Genomic DNA, 17,221 nt, shown 5'->3' on the forward strand with positions numbered 1-17,221 from the left:
TTTATCGCTGCACGTGTCGAAGTACCTCAACAGCGGCACCAACCTCGATTACGCGACGCTCGAGGCCGCGGCAAATGGCCTCGAGTCGACCCTCCGCCGTCGCCCATTCGCTCTGCGAAAGAATCTCGATCGCCTCATCAACAAATCCGTTGAGCCGCGATGAATCGAACCAATCGAGCGAGTCCGCAAGCGCCAGCTGAGCGGAAGGGTCGGGCCCAAACGGCTTAGCGGAAAACCCAAACTCCCCAGCCGCGAGCAAGACAGTTGGCACGTTATACCACAGACAGTTGCCGCTATCGAACAGCGGTGCAGGTTTTATCTCCAGGGTGTCGACATTACGGATGATGCCGAAGTTTCGCCAATGGCGGTCGCTGTTGGCCAAAAGGGCATCGCAGACAATCATCTGCGACATAGACCTTCTCACAGCGACCTCATCGGCACCATGCTTGCCAAGGTAGCGACAGTATCGATCGTATGTCGAGTCTCCCCGCTGGCTACCAAGTGCGCCCTTAACGTAAACAGCCGGAACGTATTCCTCGCGGCCGTCAAGAAAGTCGTCGCACAGACACACAGGGCCATCGAACATCCGCTCAACCGTATAAGGAACAAACTCGCCCTCCGACAGCAAGCGACGATGCAGAGCCGTTGCAACCGCCTCGTTAAAGGGACGCTGATCGTCCATGCCGCGTCCTTTAGCCAAAATGCGAATGCCGTTTCGGATCATCCACGATTTAGGAAGCTCGCCCTCGGACGTGTTATCCGGATTTTTAAGACCGATGCCTTCCAGCCAACCCGAACGCTCTTCGGGCGCCGATCGCTCAAATTCGTTCTCAAAATAATTGATGTTTTGCCATTTGAGTTCGGCGCAATCGGCCGGCCGCAGCCAATAGCAATCCGAAAGCGAGAGACCCAGGCACTGAACCGGCACCTCAATGCCACTGGCAATTCCCAGCTCGCGGTAGCGCGAGATAAGCCCAGGACGAACATCGGGCACCGACCGATGCCCCCACCACGCGTTGAGCTCCCGCTTATTCACCGTTGGAGAAGAGCTCGAGCATGTGCCAAACGGCATTCGTTGCGCATCGAGGACCTCGGCGATTTCGAAGGGAAACTCACGCGTCGGATCAAATGAGACATGCGCGACCTCATGGTCGGCCGACATCAGCGTAAACTTGCGTCCCACATCGGCCGCAGGACGGCGTCCTCGCTTGCGGACCTTTTGATAGGCGAGCGCAGAATTGTACTCGACCAACTTCCGGCCGCCCACAATATCGCACACAAGCGTTCCCGATGCGGCAAGTTGAGATATGCGGGCTTTCGTAACGCCCAACAGGCGGGCAGCATCACCCATAGACAAGTACTCAGACGTGTCCATACACCGCATCACCTCGTTAAGTAATTTACACGTTTAGTTAATAGATTACAGACATCATAATACTAAACAACCCAAAGTGAAAAAAGGCCCGAGAAATCGGGCCTTAGCGATTGGTCAGCCGAGTCGCAAGCTGCTCCCCTAGCGCTGAACGTAGGCGCGAACCAGCTCGTAGGTATTGCGCACGCCGTCGATGTGGCTGCGCTCGTAGTTGTGGCTCGCGTACACGCCGGGGCCGATCAGACCATGGCGAATGTCGTAGCCGGCCGAGAGCGTGGCCTCGACGTCGGAACCGTAATGCGGGTACACATCGATGGCGTAATCGAGCTTAAGCTCGCGCGCGATATTGGACAGCGTGGTCACCAGATCGTAGTTGTAGGGGCCACCCGAATCCTTGGCGCAAATCGAAACCATGCGCTCGGTGCAGCCCAGGTCGTCGCCCACGCAGCCCATGTCCACGCTGATCATCTCGCGCGTGTCGGCCGGCACAAAGGCACCGCCGTGACCGACCTCCTCGTACACGGTAAAGAGCAGCGACACCTTGCGCGAGAGCGTCACCTCGCCAGCGGCGACGGCACGCGCCAAGCCCAGCAGAATCGACGCCGACAGCTTGTCGTCAAGGAAGCGACTCTTAATGTAGCCGCTCTCCGTCACCATGGTGCGCGGATCCATAGCGATGATGTCGCCAGTCTGAATACCCAGCTCGAGCACATCGTCCTTGCTGTCAACGTTCTCGTCGAGCAGGATCTCCATGTTCTTCTCGATGGCCTTGACCGGCTCATCGGCCACATGCGCCGAAGGCTCGGTATTGAGGACCACGCCTGTGTAGACCTTGCCGCCACGCGTGTAGACGGTGCAGTTCTCGCCATCGGCCGTGGACCACTGGTGCCCACCGAGCGTCGTCGGACGCAGGCGGCCATTGTCCTTAATGGATCGCACCATGGCGCCAAGCGTGTCGACATGGCTCGCCAACACGAGCGGCTCACCCTCGCCGCCGAGCTCAACCAGCACATTGCCCTTATTGGAGCGCTCGGGCTCAAAGCCCATATCGCGCAGGGTTTCCATCAGATAATCAGTCGCCGCACGAGTAAAGCCCGTAGGCGAGGCAATAGAAGTCAGCGCCTTAAGCTGGTCAGTAATAAAACCAAGCGTAGAATCCATTTGGGACACCATCCACAACTCCAAAGTCAACATCCCGTAATCAGTAAAAGCCCCAACAACGATACCATCACGCACAAATATTTACCCAGCGAGATGACCCATCGAGCTCTTCCGAACAGCGCCCGCCACGACAACGAGCCGGCGGGCCCCGCCCGTTAGCCCCAGAATCTTTCCGCAGGACAGAAGGAGGCCCCGCCGCACGTAGTGCGCAGCGGGGCCTCCGACATGTCCGAGGACGATTCTGGGGCTAACGGGCGGGGCCCGCCGAACCAGGTTAGGCAGCCGGGCAGATCTTCTTGAAGAGCTCGATGACGTCGTCGAGCGTCGCCTCGCGCGGGTTGCCCGGGAAGCAGGCGTCAGCCATGGCGTCCTTGGCCAGGACCTCGATCTCGTCGGCCTTCATGGCCTCGCAGACATGCGGGATGTTCACGTCGGCGGAGAGCTGCTTGACGGCGGCGATAGCGGCGTCGGCAGCCTCGTCGGTGCTCATGCCCGTGGTGTCAACACCCATGGCAACGGCAACCTTGGCCAGGCGCTCAGCGCAAACCGGCTTGTTGAACTCCATGGCAATCGGCAGCAGCATGGCGCAAGCGACGCCGTGCGGGGTGTCGTAGTGAGCGGACAGGGTGTGAGCCATGGCATGGTCGATGCCCAGGCCAACGTTGGAGAAGCCCATGCCGGCGACATACTGGCCAAGGGCCATGCCCTCGCGGCCGGAGCCGGGCTGGCCGGACTTGGCCTCGGCGACGGAGTCACGCAGGTTCTCGCTGATCAGCTTAATAGCCTCAAAGTGGAACATGTCGGAGAGCTCCCAAGCGCCCTTGGTGGTGTAGCCCTCGATGGCGTGGGTCAGAGCGTCCATGCCGGTAGAGGCGGTCAGGCCGGCGGGCATGGAAGCCATCATATCGGGGTCGACGACGGCGACCTCGGGGGCGTCGTTGGTGTCGACGCACACGAACTTGCGGACCTTCTCGGGGTCGGTGATGACGTAGTTGATGGTCACCTCGGCGGCGGTACCGGCGGTCGTCGGCACAGCGATGGTGAACACGGCGTGGTTCTTAGTGGGAGCAACACCCTCGAGGCTGCGGACATCGGCGAACTCGGGGTTGTTGATGATGATGCCGATGGCCTTGGCGGTATCCATGGAGGAGCCGCCACCGATGGTCACGATAGCGTCAGCCTCGGCGGCCTTGAAAGCCTCGACGCCGTCCTTGACGTTCTGGATAGTGGGTTGGGCTTGATCTCGGAGTAGAGGCTCCAAGCAATACCGGCGGCGTCGAGCTCGTCGGTCACCTTAGCGGTAACGCCAAACTTGACCAGATCGGGGTCGGAGCAGACGAAGATCTTCTTGTAGCCGCGACGCTGGAGCTCGCCGGGGATCTCCTTGATGGCGCCGGAACCATGATAAGAAATGGTGTTGAGAACGAAACGATTAGCCATTGATAGCCTCCCATCGTGTGCGGGGCACCCATTACGCCCCGCGCTGCAAGTTCCATCCTAACGCTTTTGAAACAAAAAACGCGTGAGAACGTCAAAAGTGTTAAAGCGTTTCAACATAATAACGGAGCCCCAGTCCTTCCCTCCCGACAGCAGCGAAGGCTAGATTATAGGAGCAATCGCCCAAAGAATACGACCAACTCAGTCTATAAATTGTTTCTGTTTTAGCAATATATGTTTGACAATACGTTTATAAAAGGATACTTTATAGTAAATAAAATGCATGCAGCAAATAGCGCATTCATTTTGTTAGAAATTGCCCATGCGGTTATTGCAGCTGCATGTACCGCAACGTACAGCGCAATTCTCCGCACGAAGTAGAAGACGGTTCCAATTCGATCGAGGCGATGACGCGTGATGGCTACTGGTCCTAAATCGAGCAAGACGGCTACAAACGAATATCGAATCTCAATTGAAGGTAATCCTTATCCGCATACTCTGGCTCTCATCAACCCAGCGGGAGACAACCTCAACATCAAAAGACATGGGTTCACGGGTCCACTAGGACAGCTATCGAGTCTTAAATATACCGTTTATGACGATGCGAATGAAAAACTCTTCACTGTCGTCGACGGTGGCTTTAGCAACATGCCCAGGGTTGCGCTCATCATCGAACACAAGGAAGTTGCGGTGTTCGATTATGGTCTAAACAGACTTGAGATGAAGTGCGTAACGAACATACCGAATTACGCAATAAAAGGTAACTTCCTATTTGGAGATTACGATATATTCAGCCAACAGGAAGTGAAGCTATCTTCAGTTATCGTCCTTCAATGTGATAAACAATCGTGCTTTAGCATACAGGTTTTGGATAAAGCCGAATTAGCCGCCGCAATTGGAATACCTACAGCCATTGCCCTTCTTAGGGCTCGGATTGAAGAGCATCTCGAATAAATCGCAAAAAGCAGTTCGTAACAACATTCAGGAGCTAGATAGTTTTTCTGGCTCCTGAATGTTGTTACGAACATGCACCTTAGCGCTTAAGACTCGTGGTCTGCCAGTCAGCTACGATGCGGGCCCATTTCCTGTGCAAGTCGCGTTCGCGATCGATAAACATGATGGCAAACGCGATAAACAGCAGCATGCTCGCCACCGCAATGGCGTGCAGCCCCATACGCTCGATGCACCAGTTGCCCAGCACGGCGCCAAACACAAAGGTGAAGATCACGCCAAAGTACAGCAGGCCGTTTTCCAAAAAGCCGCGCTTGTGGGTGATGATGTAATCGTCCACGTTTTGCAGGGCGTTGCGCAAGTTGCCGATGCACATGGTCGTAGCGATGCCGTGACCGTGGATCTTGCGGAAGCTCTCGACCTGCATGCCGCAGGCAAACGAGGTGAGGCAGTTGGCGAGCAGGTTGAAATTGCCGCCCGGGATAAAGCTCACGCCCAGCAAGATGACGGCTTCAAAGAACACCGTCACTTGGCGCCAGTGAATCACGCTGCCAAACCGTTCGTGTACCAGGTCGGCAAGCATAATGCCCACGGCAAACGACACCACAGGGAAGAAGTAGCGCCCCGCAAGTGCCCAATTGCCCTCCGAGATGCTCACGCCCACAAGCAGGATGTTGCCCGTCTGCGCGTTTGCGAAAACATGGTCGCGCCCAATGTACGAATACACATCCATAAAGCCGCCGGCGAGCGCCAGGATAATGCCCAGTTCGATGGACTCCGATATCTGTTTGGCACGCTGCATCGTCGTGCATCCTCCTTGTTGACGACCCTCTCGTGCGTTGGCGGAAACATAGCCGCCGTTCATACTGTAACCCATTGACAACATGGCGTGCGCGCGAGACGGCTCCTTCGACACGGGGATACACAGTCTGGAAACAAACGGCACCCGCATCGACGCGCCGATCCGCCAGCTCATGTACTCCACCAGTCTTTTTAGCCCCGTCCCAAAAAGACTGGTTACAATTACGTGCAGCATACTAACAACGGGAGGAATCGTGGCAAAAAAGCCCCAGGACGCTCAGCACAACCAGCACGGCAAGCATGCCCAGCGCGGCCAGCAGCAAAAGCGTGGCGGCAAGGCCCAGGGTGGCCACGCCACTCATGCCCAGGCAGCGCCCTCACGCCCCTGGCGTCCGGGCCGCGACAAGTTCCTCCCCGTCAGCCGCGCCGACATGGATGCGCGCGGCTGGGACCAGTGCGACTTTGTCTACATTTGCGGCGACGCCTACGTGGACCACCCTAGCTTTGGTATGGCCATCGTCAGCCGCGTACTCGACGCGCACGGCTACAAAGTGGGCATCATCTGCCAGCCCGACTGGACCGACCCCGCCAGCATCACGGTGCTCGGCGAGCCGCGCCTGGGCTTTCTCGTCAGTGCCGGCAACATGGACTCCATGGTCAACCACTATTCGGTGACCAAGCACCGCCGCCACACCGACGCCTATACCCCCGGTGGCGAGGAGGGGCACCGCCCCAATCGTGCCGTCACGGTCTACGGCAACCTCATCCGCCAGACGTTCAAGGACGCCCCCATCATCATCGGCGGCATCGAGGCGAGTCTGCGCCGCCTGGCCCACTACGACTACTGGCAGGATAAGCTCAAGCGCTCGGTGCTGCTCGATTCGGGCGCCGACATCCTCATCTACGGCATGGGCGAGCACGCGATCGTCGAGATCGCCGATGCGCTCGACGCGGGCCTGCCCATCGATCAGATCACCTATATCAACGGCACCGTCTACCGCACCAGCTCGCTCGACGAGGTCTACGACTACGACCTGCTGCCCAGCTGGGACGACCTTGCCGCCGATAAGCTCAACTACGCGCGCAGCTTTAACGTGCAGCAGCAGAACATGGACCCCATCACCGGGCATCGCCTGGTAGAACCCTACCCCAACAGCGTCTATGTGGTGCAGAACCCGCCGTCCGCGACGCTTACCACCGACGAGATGGACGAGGTGGCCGAACTCCCCTACGCACGCGATTGGCATCCCGATTACGACGCAGCGGGCGGCGTGCCGGCTTTTGCCGAGATCAAGTTTTCAATCAGCTCCAACCGCGGGTGCTTTGGTGAGTGCTCGTTTTGCGCGCTGACCTTCCACCAGGGCCGCGTACTGCAGATGCGCAGCCACGACTCGATCATGCGCGAGGCCGAGCTGCTCACGCGCGATCCCGAGTTTAAGGGCTACATCAACGACGTGGGCGGACCGACGGCTAACTTTAGCCGCCCGGCCTGTGACAAGCAGCTCAAGCACGGCGTGTGCAAGAACAAGCGCTGCCTATGGCCGAGCGTGTGTAAGAACATGGTGGTCGACGAGAGCGGCTACACGCAGCTGCTGCGCGACCTGCGCCAGCTGCCGGGCGTCAAGAAGGTCTTCGTCCGCAGCGGCATCCGTTTTGACTACACCATGGCCGATGCCTCGGACGAGTTTTTGCGCGAGCTGCTGGAGCACCATGTCTCGGGCCAGCTACGCGTGGCGCCCGAGCATGTGAGCGACGCGGTGCTCTCCGTGATGGGCAAGCCGAGCCGCGCCGTCTACGACGCGTTCTGTCGCAAATTTGAGCGCTTGAACCGTGAATACGGACTCAAGCAGTACGTGGTTCCGTACCTGATCTCGAGCCACCCCGGCTCGACGATGAAGGAAGCGGTGGAGCTTGCCGAGGCTGTGCGCGACATGGGCTACATGCCCGAGCAGGTGCAGGACTTCTACCCCACCCCGTCCACCATGTCGACCTGCATGTACTACACCGGCGTGGACCCGCGCACCATGGAGCCGATCTATGTAGCGCGCGACCCGCACGAGAAGGCCATGCAGCGCGCGCTCATCCAGTATCGCAAGCCCGAGAACTACAAGCTCGTGCGCGAGGCGCTGGAAAAAGCCGGGCGTCGTGACCTGATCGGCTACACCAAGCATTGCCTGATCCGTCCCGTACCGCCGCGCCCGGGCGAGACGTCTGCTGGCGGTGGGCATGGCACCGGCAAGAAGGGCGGCAAGCCGCACGGTGACGCCGGCGCTGGCAAGGGGCCTAAGGGCAGCAAGGGTCACGGCGGCATGTCGCGCGCGCAGAACACCGCAGGCCGCAACCGCGCAGCTCAGGGGCGTCAGGGTGCCAACGGAGGCGGTCGCCGCAACTAGCGAAGTGGTGCACTCGCTGCGTCCATCCCACACGCTTGGCGCAGCGAGCGCATTGCCTCCACCAGGATCACGCCGGCGATCGCGACCGTGATTATCACGTCGAGCGGCGTGTTCACAAACCACAGCAGGCCCATGAGGTACGACCCGGCGTTAAAGGCAAAGTGCAGCAGAATCGTGTAGCGGAGCTTTCCGGTGGTCACGAGCACCCAGCCAAAGACCAGACCGGCGGCGCCGGCGTAGCAGCCCTGCACCCAGTTCATATGCATAAAGCCAAAGACCGCCGCCTGCAGCACAATCGCCGCGGCGATGCCTCGCTTGTCCGGCGCCGCCCAGGGCACCATGGCGCCGTCTTGCGCGTTCGCGCGGCGCCGGCGTTTCCAGAGCGGACGGCACTGCGGGTTAAACGCTCGGAGCGAAAACTCAAAAATGATACCGCGCACCAGCAGTTCCTCGCAAAACGGAGCGCCGAGCACCGTGGTCAGGACGGCCAGATAGCTCGTGTCGCCCATGCCCGTCTCCTCGACAAGCTCGCTGTAATCGGCCGCCGCCTCGGGCAACAGCGACAGCACGGCGTCGGTCACGTAGCCAACGACCACCTGCAGGGCAAGGCCGATCACGATAACGCAGGCGATGCGCCTCCATGCTTTGCCTGCTCCCCCGCCAAGCGGGCGCTCGCCCTGCCAGCGCACCATAAACGAGCGCGGCCACAGATAACGCCACCACAGCAGCGCCATCAAAAACGATACCGTCTGCGCGACGGCCTGAAGCAATTGAATGTCGAGGTCATCGATTGAAAAACCCATGAACACCGATGCGACGCCAAGGGCGGAGAACAAAACGACGCTCAGGGCTATATCGGCAGCGACGACGCCAAAACAGGCAAGCGCCCAAATCATCGCATTGAGCATGCCAACCTCCTCTCGACGGGTAGTCATATAAGAACGTCCCCAACGACTAGTCATTGGGGACGTTCTTCAACGACTAGTTGTTGGGGACAGTCTTTGCCGAAGGCCCCGTTGGGCGAGATGTCGAACGGAAAGGTGCCGCAACGATTGAACGCGGCGATAAACATGCGGATGGCGTTGGACGGCGTGGTGCCCACGAGCTGGGTTGCCGCCGCGAAGGCTGCCTTCTCCTCGGGCAAGACCTTCGCGACAACCGGGGTCATGTGTTCTGCCATGGCGCTTCCTTTTTGAAACGACGGTGGTGCGGATAGATGCGGGCCACGCGGCTGGGCGACGGGCTGTGAAGGCAACCCGATTGGCCCGCATCCGGAGTTTGTTTCTGCGGCGTTGGTATTACTTGGTATTCCTAAGTATTACCCCGCAGATAGAATACCACACCCGACCCCATGGGGACGGAGGAAAACGGATCATTTTGTTGCTGAGTTAGTATTTAGAGCGTGATGATGTCCGAGATATCGAGGGCCTGAGCGTCGGAGGCGTCGTGTGTGGCGAACAGGAGTGTGCGGCCATCGAGGAGGTCGAGCACGACCTCGGCCGTCGCATCGCGCGCGGCGACATCCAGGCCGGTAAAGGGCTCGTCCAGAATCACCGCACCGCCCGGGCACAGCAGGGCGCGAGCGATTTCGACGCGTCGGCGCTGGCCACCCGAAAGCTCGGCCGTACAAGCATGCACGTCGATTCCCGGCACCAGCAGGCGCAACAGGGCTGCGGCACTCGAGGCATCCACGCGTGCATCGGCGCACACGAGCACGTTATCCAAGGCAGAAGCGTCCTCGACCAGACGCGCATCCTGGAACATCATGGAGCACGGTGCGCATTCCCCCGCCGCCAGGGCAAGCAGCGTTGTTTTGCCAGCACCCGAGGCGCCCATCACGCAAGCGCGCCCGCCCGCGGGCACGTTGAGCACCAGACCATCCAGCGCCGGCGCCCAGGGCGCGCGATCGCCCACGGCAAGCGCAAGCTCCGCCACGTCGGCAGCGCCCGCACGACCGTGCAAGCCGCGTCCATGCGACCGTACCGCCGCACGCCATGCCACGGGCCCCGAAGCCCGCAGCAGCCACACCAGCACACGCTCGCATGTCCACGATGCCGCCACGACCAACACGGTCCAAGCCAACAGGTCAGCTGTCTCGATGAGCAGCTTTGCCTGATAGATGCACTCGCCTACAGTACCCACCGCCATGCCGATCAGCTCCGCGGCCACGCCGGCCTTCCAGCTCATGCCAATCACTGCCTGCGCGCACGAAAGCACAAACGGTAGAACTTCGCGCCAGGTATGGGCGCAAAACAGGCGCCAACCCCGTACGCCATGCAGGCGAAACATCTGCTCCAGCGGTTTGTTCACTTGCGCCAAGCCCTCGACCAGCGAGAAATACACGCCCGGCAGCGCCATCAAAAAAACAGCGGCGATGCTCACGCGCGCCGATCCCAGCCAAATGAGCAGCAGGACTACCACGCAGGCGACCGGTGTCGCCTTTACAAACGACAGCGCCGGAGCCACCAGGCGCGCAAACGCCCGCGACCGTGACGAAATCCCGGCAAGCACGCCACCACACACCGCGGCAAGCGCCAGCCCGCCCAGTATCCGCGCGCCCGAGCCCGCCAAAATCGCCCAGGTACCGCCATCGCACACCAGGCGCAGCAGCGCCAAGGCAACCGCGCCCGGCCCCGGTAAAATCAACGGCTGCGCCACCAGCGCCGCCGCAAAGATCCACACGGCAAGCCAAAAGGCGGCGACGGCACCCACTGCCGCCACCGCCTTCGCACGCTCAGTCATTTGTCGAGCAAACGCACGCACGGGCTACTCCATGTAGTAGAAATCGTCAGCCGGGAGCTTACCGCCCACGGCGCTCGCGTCCGCATCGGCCAGCACCTGTAGGTACCCACCGAGCGCCGCCTTCATATCTTTCCCCGTCTGACACACGAGCATGCACCCGGGAATCGCCTTTTCGGCAATCGTGGCATTATCCACGATGCCCGCATCGACCACGGCCTGAGCCCAGTCCGCCGGCGCCGCATTTACGGCCTCAACGCTCGCCGCATGGCAGCTCAAGAACTCCGCCACGGCCTCGGGATGCTCCTCGGCAAATGCACGGCGCACCACGGTCACGCCCGTCAGCAAACGGGAGCCCGTGTCACCCGCGAGCTCGTCCCACGCGTCGGTCAGGCTCACCGGTACCGACAGACTGCCCTCGCTCTTGGCGATGGCAGCGGTCTTGAATGGCTCCGGCAGCACGCCCACGGCGGACGGGTCGGCAAGCAGGGCCGACAGCACCTCGGTGGGCTCGCTCTTAAACTCGAGCGTCACTTGACCGGTCAGGCCCGCGCGCTCCAGCAGGTAGTTCATGACGTACTCCGGCGTGGTGCCCTTGCCCGTCATGTAGACGGTACGACCCGCCAGATCGCCAAACGAGGCCACGCCTGCGTCGCCCGTCACAACGTTCAGCACGCCCAGCGTGTTGATGTCGATGACCTGCACCGCACCCTCGGTCTTGTTGTAGAGCACGCTCGCCAAGTTGGCCGGCACCAGGGCAATGTCGATATCGCCCTGAATGACCTTGGGCACAATCTCGTCGGCCGCGGCGCTGATCGCAAAGTCGAACTCATTGTCCGTCTCGCCATCGGCAGCCTGGTCCATAAACTGCACCAGACCGATCGACGTCGGTCCCTTGAGCGAGGCAACGCGCACCTCGACCGACTCAGCGGCAGCGCCACTCGCCGCAGACCCAGCAGCCGAACCCGCAGAAGACCTCGCCCCCGCAGCTCCGCCGCCACAGCCAACCAGCGCAAGCGACAACGCGCCCGCGGCAAGCGCCGAGGCAAATCCCCGGCGCGACATTTCAAAATCAAACGCGCGCATCGCTAGCACGTCCCCTCGTTAGGCATCGTCCATGCGTGATGGTCGGTATGCAGCAATCCCTCGGCCAGCGGCGACAGCGGCGCACCCAAGAACTCGCGATAGCACGCCTGGACATCGGGATTCTCGTGCGAGAAGCGAATCTTGGCGTTCGCATCGAGGCCCCACAGTACCTGGCCGCGCTCGGCTGCCAGCTCACAGCCGTCATGGATGGGCTGACCGCCGCCACCGACGCAGCCGCCCGGGCACGCCATGACCTCAACGAAGTCATAGCTCACGCGACCGTCGCGAATCGCGTCGAGCAGACGGGCGGCGTTGCCCAGCCCGTGCGCCACGGCGACGCGCACCTTGGTGCCATCGATATCGGCCACGGCTTCCTTCCAGCCGTCCAGGCCGCGCACGTCGGTAAAGAAGTCGGCGTCGGGGTTCTTGCCCGTCACCAGGTAATAGGCCGAGCGCACGGCGGCCTCCATCACGCCGCCCGTGGCGCCAAAGATCACACCCGCGCCCGTGCCAAAGCCCAGCGGCGTATCGAGCGGCTCCTCAACCAGCGTGTCCACGCTCACGTGGCTCGCGCGGATCATGCGCACCATCTCGCGCACCGTCAGCGCAACGTCCACATCGGGCGCGCCGCCCTCGCCCATCATGCTCGGCAGCGCGCACTCGGCCTTCTTGGCCGTGCACGGCATAACGGACACCACGAACAGACGCTCGGGCTCCACGCCCAGCACCTTGGCGTAGTAGATCTTGGCGATGGCGCCGAACATCTGCTGCGGCGACTTGGACGTGGACAGGCTGTCGACAAACTCCGGATAACGCGCCTTCACAAAGCGAACCCAACCCGGGCAGCAGCTCGTAAACATGGGCCAGCCGCGGCTGTCACCTTCGCCCTTGGCGGCGGCGCCCAGGCGCCCGAGCAGCTCGGAGCCCTCCTCCATAATGGTGAGGTCGGCCGAGAAATCGGTATCGAACACGTATTCAAAGCCCGCGCGACGAAGCACGCAAGCCAGGCGCTCGACGGTAGCCTCCTCGCGCGGAATGCCGAGTTCCTCGCCCCAAGCGCTACGCACGGCCGGCGCGATCTGCACCACCACGATCTTGTCGGGATCGGCGAGCGCGTCAAACACGGTCTCGGTATCGTCGCGCTCGCGCAGTGCGCCCGTCGGGCAATGCGTAATGCACTGGCCGCACGCGACGCAATCGGTCTTGCCGATCGGCGCGCGCCCACGGGTACCCACGGCGGTATGCGTGGCGCGGTTGGTCAGGTCCCAAATCCCCAGGCCCTGCACGCTCTCGCACACCTTGATGCAGCGCATGCATTTAATGCACTTATCGTTTTCCCGGATGATGGGGAAATCGAAGTCCCAGCCCTCGCGTGCCAGGTGCTGCTCGTACGGCAGGTAGAAGATGCCCAGGTCGTTGGCGATGGTCTGTAGGTTGCAGTTGCCGCTGCGCACGCAGCTCGTGCACTGCGAATCGTGCTGGGACAGCAGCAGCTGCACGTTGGTGCGACGGGCCTCGCGGGCCTTGGGGCTGTTGGTGTGGACCACCATGCCGTCGAGCACGTAGTTGTTGCAGGCGGCAACCAGCTGGTCGCAGCCCTCAACCTCGACCACGCACACGCGGCAGCCGCCGATCTCGTTCAGATCGCGCAGATAGCACAGGGTGGGAATCTGAATGCCGACGGACTTGGCCGCATCCAGGATCGTGGTGTGCTCAGGAACCACGACCTCGCAATTATCGATCGTGAGCTTGACCATATTGTGCGCTCCGTTTTCGGTGTTGTCGCCGACAGTGGTGTTGTTGGGCTCTACCATTCCAGGTTCCTCCCTCCGCGGAACGCGCCAAAGCCAAAGTGATCGCAGCGCAGGCAGCGGCCCGCCTCCTGGCGCGCCTCCTGCTCGGTGAGACCCTGCTCGACCAGATTCCAATCGTGAATACGCTCGCCGGCCTCGCGCTCGCCTAGCTCGCAGCGGCCGCACTCATGCTTACCCTTAAACTGGACGGTCGGCAGCTCGACCTCGAGCTTGATCTTGTGGTCGAAGCCTAGGTAGTGGTCGATGTTTGCCGACGCCACGCGGCCGGCATTGATAGCGCGGATGACGGTGGCGGGGCCGGTCTGGCAGTCGCCGCCGCTAAAGAGGCCATCGAAGTTGGGCACGGCGCCGTCCGAATCGGTGACGACGCAGCCCCACTTGCAGGCAATGCCCATCTCCTCAAACGGCTTGGAATCGATGTCCTGGCCAATGGCGACGAACACGCGCTCGCAGGGGATGACGCGCTCGGGCGTGGCAGCGGCACGCGGAGCCGGACGACCGCGGCGGGGCTCACCGATAATCTGCGGCTGCACGCGCAGGCCGCTCACGCGACCGTCCTCGCCCGTCTCGATGGCGAGCGGGGCCGTCAGCTCCAGCACCTCACAGCCCTCGGCCTGGGCACCGGCGATCTCGGCGTCCTGGGCCGTCATATCGCAGATGCGACGGCGGTAGACGATGCTTACCTTTTCGGCACCGCAGCGCACAGCAGAGCGAGCCACGTCCATGGCAACGTTGCCGCCGCCGATGACGCACACGCGTTGGCCGCTCAGGTCGGGCAGCTCGTCGTCACCGATGGCGCGCAGCATCTTGACGGCCGACTCAACGCCGGGCGCCTCCTCGCCCGGAAGGCCGAGCTTCTTATCGCTGTGGGCGCCAATAGCCAGGTAGACGGCATCGAACTCGTCGCGCAGGCGGGCAAGTTCCTCGCCGTTGACGGAGTGGTCGAGTTCTACGTCGATGCCGGCGCTCAAGATCCAGTCGATCTCGGCCTGCAGGCGCTCGCGCGGCAGACGGTAGCTGGGAATGCCGTAGCGCAGCATGCCGCCCAGGTGGTGGCGCTGCTCAAAGATGGTCACCTTATGGCCCATCACGGCCAGGTAGTAGGCACAGGAAAGGCCGGCCGGGCCGCCGCCGATCACGGCGACGCGCTTGCCGGTGTTGTCCACTACATGGGGCTTGTGGTCGTTGAGGTCGCTGTGCTCAACGGCAAAACGCTTGAGGGCGAGGATGTTCATGGGATCGTCGACCATGCCGCGACGGCAGTGCATCTCGCAGGGATGCTCGCACACCAGGCCGCAAACGAGCGGCAGCGGGTTGTTCTTGCGGATAACCTTGACGGCGTCGGCATAGCGGCCGGCCTCGACGAGCGAAATGTAACCGGGAATGTCGACGTGCGCCGGGCAGCCCGAGACGCACGGGACGCGGGCCTCGCGGTCAAAGCCACAGGAGTGCTCGCGGATATGATGCTCAAAGTCGTCGCGGAAACCGCGGATAGCCGTAAGCGCCATGGCGCCGGCCTCGTAACCGATGGCGCAGTCGCTCGAAAGGTAGATGGTGCGGGCCGTGCGCTCAATCAGGTTGAGCGTGGACTCATCGGCGCGCCCTTCGAGCACATCGGCGAGCAGGTCGCTCAGCGCACTCAGGCCCACGCGGCAGGGCGTGCACTTGCCGCAGCTCTGGGTGGAGCACAGGTTAACGAGCGCTGCCGTAAACTCAACGGGACACGGGGCGAGCGAACTCACCGCCAGACGGCGTCCGAGTGCATCGTGCAGGTCATCCATGACGGCCTGAGCGTGGCTGCGTTCCATTACGTGCAGTCTAGCCATAAGATCCCCTCTCACATGGCAGCCCGGAGGCGAGGCCGGGCGAAGTTGCTACACGCACAACACTGGCCTATAAAGTTGTTTGGCAGCGACACGGTTCGGCAGGCGGTATGAAATGTCACCCTCGGCGGTGAAATAGAACATTACCGCAGATAAATGCCATATTTGGTAAAACGCGTTACCAAATGACAATGCCCCGCCCACGCAATCACGTGGACGGGGCATTGCTCCAGGTATGCGGCCAGCGACCCTGTTGCTTTTACTTAAGCTCGGGCCAGTAACCCTTGTTGGCCTCGATCATGTCGTCGAGAACTTCCTTGGCAACCTTCATCGAAGGCACGGTCTTGTTGAGCGTAAAGGCCTTGAGCGCCTTCTCGTAAGAACCCTCGATCGTAGCCTCGACCACGAGCTTCTCGGAGTTCAGCTGCTGCATCATGAGGCCCTGCTGGAACAGAGGAATGTTGTCGCGGCTGATGACCTCGGGGCCATTCTTGCCAATGTAGGCAGGCAGCTCGACCATAGCGTCGTAGGGCATGTTGGGGATAGCGCCCTTGTTCTCGCAAATGACCAGGAAGCGCTGCTTGGTGTCGTTCTTCAGAGCGATAGCCAAATCGGCAATCCAGTCGCCGTGGCTGCCCGCATAGAACGTGCTCTCGTCGATCTCGCCCGTCTTCTCGTAGTGGTCGATGCCGTCGAAGAGGTTCTTCTCACGCGTCTCCTCAACCTCGTTAGCACGGGTGCGCTCGGGGTTGGAATGCTCGACGAACTCCTTCTGCTGCAGGTAGTAGTTCAGATACGTGTTGGGCAGGTACTCCGGGAAGCACTCCATGATCTCGTACTCGCCCTTCCAGACGTAGTACCAGCTGCCCTTGGTGTGGCGGTTCTGCTCGGGGTGCTCGTCAGTGGCCTCCTCGGGCTTCTTTGCCATGAGCGAGCCCATGCCCTTGAGGTAGGAGTCGGGCAGCAGAATCTCATGCTCCTTGATGTACTCGCGCAGCTGCGGGAGCACCTCCTCGCCCTTGTGGCGGATCGAGGTGAACCAACCAAAGTGGTTGAGGCCAAAGTAATCGTACTCGACATCCTTCTTGTCGATATCGAGTGCGGCGCAAACCACGTCGATGATCGCGATCGGCATGTCGCAGATGTTGATGATGCGAGCGTTGGGGCGCAGGACGCGGCAGCCCTCGGAGACGATGGCGGCAGGGTTGGAGTAGTTAAGAATCCAGTAGTCCTTCTTGGCGTACTTCTCAACGTCATCGATCAGCTCGACCATGGGGAAGATGGTGCGCATGCCGTAGGCAAGGCCGCCGCAGCCGCAAGTCTCCTGGCCCACGCAGCCGTGACGCAGCGGAATCTTCTCGTCCTGCTCGCGCATGGCATAGCCGCCCACGCGCATCTGGGCAAACACGAAGCTCGCGTCCGTAAAGGCAGTCTCCTTGTCGGTGGTCACCGTGAGCTTGATGTCCAGGCCAAGGTCCTCGTGCAAAATCCAGTCCACGAGCACGCCGATCTTGCGCTGGCGCTCCTCGTTGATGTCGTACAGACGAATCTCGTCAACGTCGAGCTCGTCCTTGCGCAGAGCGATGGACTTGACGATGCCGGGGGTAAAGGTGGATCCGCCACCACACAGAGTAATGATCATTG

12 protein-coding genes and 1 pseudogene are annotated in these 17,221 nt (G+C 61.4%); 2 read left to right on the plus strand and 11 right to left on the minus strand.

Translation table 11 applies throughout. From position 1 onward, the window contains the following. Position 1 precedes the first annotated feature (1 nt). The 3 genes and pseudogenes from DW892_RS00335 to fucO form a co-directional block, all read right to left on the minus strand. Positions 2-1,375: a DNA-binding protein gene (locus DW892_RS00335; protein WP_117757904.1), complete on the minus strand. Its 1,374-nt coding sequence runs from the start codon at positions 1,373-1,375 to the stop codon at positions 2-4. A 138-nt stretch (positions 1,376-1,513) separates the two neighbouring features. Continuing rightward, positions 1,514-2,533 (minus strand): M42 family metallopeptidase, encoded by a 1,020-nt coding sequence (locus DW892_RS00340; RefSeq protein ID WP_117757905.1) that lies wholly within the window; start codon positions 2,531-2,533, stop codon positions 1,514-1,516. Between the two features lie 274 nt (positions 2,534-2,807). Then, positions 2,808-3,973, minus strand: a pseudogene (gene fucO, locus DW892_RS00345) (lactaldehyde reductase). Positions 3,974-4,387: 414 nt separating this feature from the next. Between fucO and DW892_RS00350 the strand changes: the two are divergent. Next, positions 4,388-4,924, plus strand: coding sequence for a hypothetical protein (locus DW892_RS00350; protein WP_117757906.1), 537 nt, complete (start codon positions 4,388-4,390; stop codon positions 4,922-4,924). A 79-nt stretch (positions 4,925-5,003) separates the two neighbouring features. Here DW892_RS00350 and DW892_RS00355 read toward each other — a convergent pair whose 3' ends face one another. Continuing rightward, positions 5,004-5,723, minus strand: a complete 720-nt coding sequence (locus tag DW892_RS00355; RefSeq protein ID WP_117757907.1) for a YoaK family protein — start codon at positions 5,721-5,723, stop codon at positions 5,004-5,006. Between the two features lie 253 nt (positions 5,724-5,976). Here DW892_RS00355 and DW892_RS00360 point away from each other — a divergent pair, with 253 nt between their 5' ends. After that, positions 5,977-8,115, plus strand: coding sequence for a YgiQ family radical SAM protein (locus DW892_RS00360; protein WP_233546735.1), 2,139 nt, complete (start codon positions 5,977-5,979; stop codon positions 8,113-8,115). On the opposite strand, the gene DW892_RS00365 is transcribed toward DW892_RS00360, so the two are convergent. The 7 genes from DW892_RS00365 to DW892_RS00395 all read right to left on the minus strand — a co-directional run bounded on the left by DW892_RS00365 (position 8,112) and on the right by DW892_RS00395 (position 17,219). Further along, positions 8,112-9,050 (minus strand): CPBP family intramembrane glutamic endopeptidase, encoded by a 939-nt coding sequence (locus tag DW892_RS00365; protein ID WP_158566126.1) that lies wholly within the window; start codon positions 9,048-9,050, stop codon positions 8,112-8,114. The genes DW892_RS00360 and DW892_RS00365 overlap by 4 nt on opposite strands. 23 nt (positions 9,051-9,073) lie before the next feature. Further along, entirely contained in the window at positions 9,074-9,295 is a 222-nt protein-coding gene (locus tag DW892_RS00370; protein WP_117757910.1) for a hypothetical protein, read from the minus strand. A 215-nt stretch (positions 9,296-9,510) separates the two neighbouring features. Continuing rightward, complete coding sequence (locus DW892_RS00375) at positions 9,511-10,857, minus strand: ATP-binding cassette domain-containing protein (RefSeq protein WP_117757911.1); 1,347 nt, start codon at positions 10,855-10,857, stop codon at positions 9,511-9,513. A gap of 24 nt (positions 10,858-10,881) precedes the next feature. Continuing rightward, positions 10,882-11,940 carry an ABC transporter substrate-binding protein gene (locus DW892_RS00380; protein ID WP_117757912.1) on the minus strand — a complete coding sequence of 353 codons (1,059 nt, stop codon included), beginning with the start codon at positions 11,938-11,940 and terminating at the stop codon, positions 10,882-10,884. 2 nt (positions 11,941-11,942) lie between these two features. Further along, positions 11,943-13,697, minus strand: coding sequence for a [FeFe] hydrogenase, group A (locus DW892_RS00385; protein ID WP_117765213.1), 1,755 nt, complete (start codon positions 13,695-13,697; stop codon positions 11,943-11,945). Positions 13,698-13,747: 50 nt separating this feature from the next. Then, positions 13,748-15,580, minus strand: a complete 1,833-nt coding sequence (locus tag DW892_RS00390; protein WP_117764943.1) for an NAD(P)-binding protein — start codon at positions 15,578-15,580, stop codon at positions 13,748-13,750. 256 nt (positions 15,581-15,836) lie between these two features. Next, positions 15,837-17,219, minus strand: a complete 1,383-nt coding sequence (locus DW892_RS00395; protein ID WP_055310193.1) for a 6-phospho-alpha-glucosidase — start codon at positions 17,217-17,219, stop codon at positions 15,837-15,839. Positions 17,220-17,221: the final 2 nt, after the last annotated feature.

The organism is Collinsella sp. AM40-7AC (assembly GCF_003468125.1).
GTDB lineage: Bacteria > Actinomycetota > Coriobacteriia > Coriobacteriales > Coriobacteriaceae > Collinsella > Collinsella aerofaciens_O.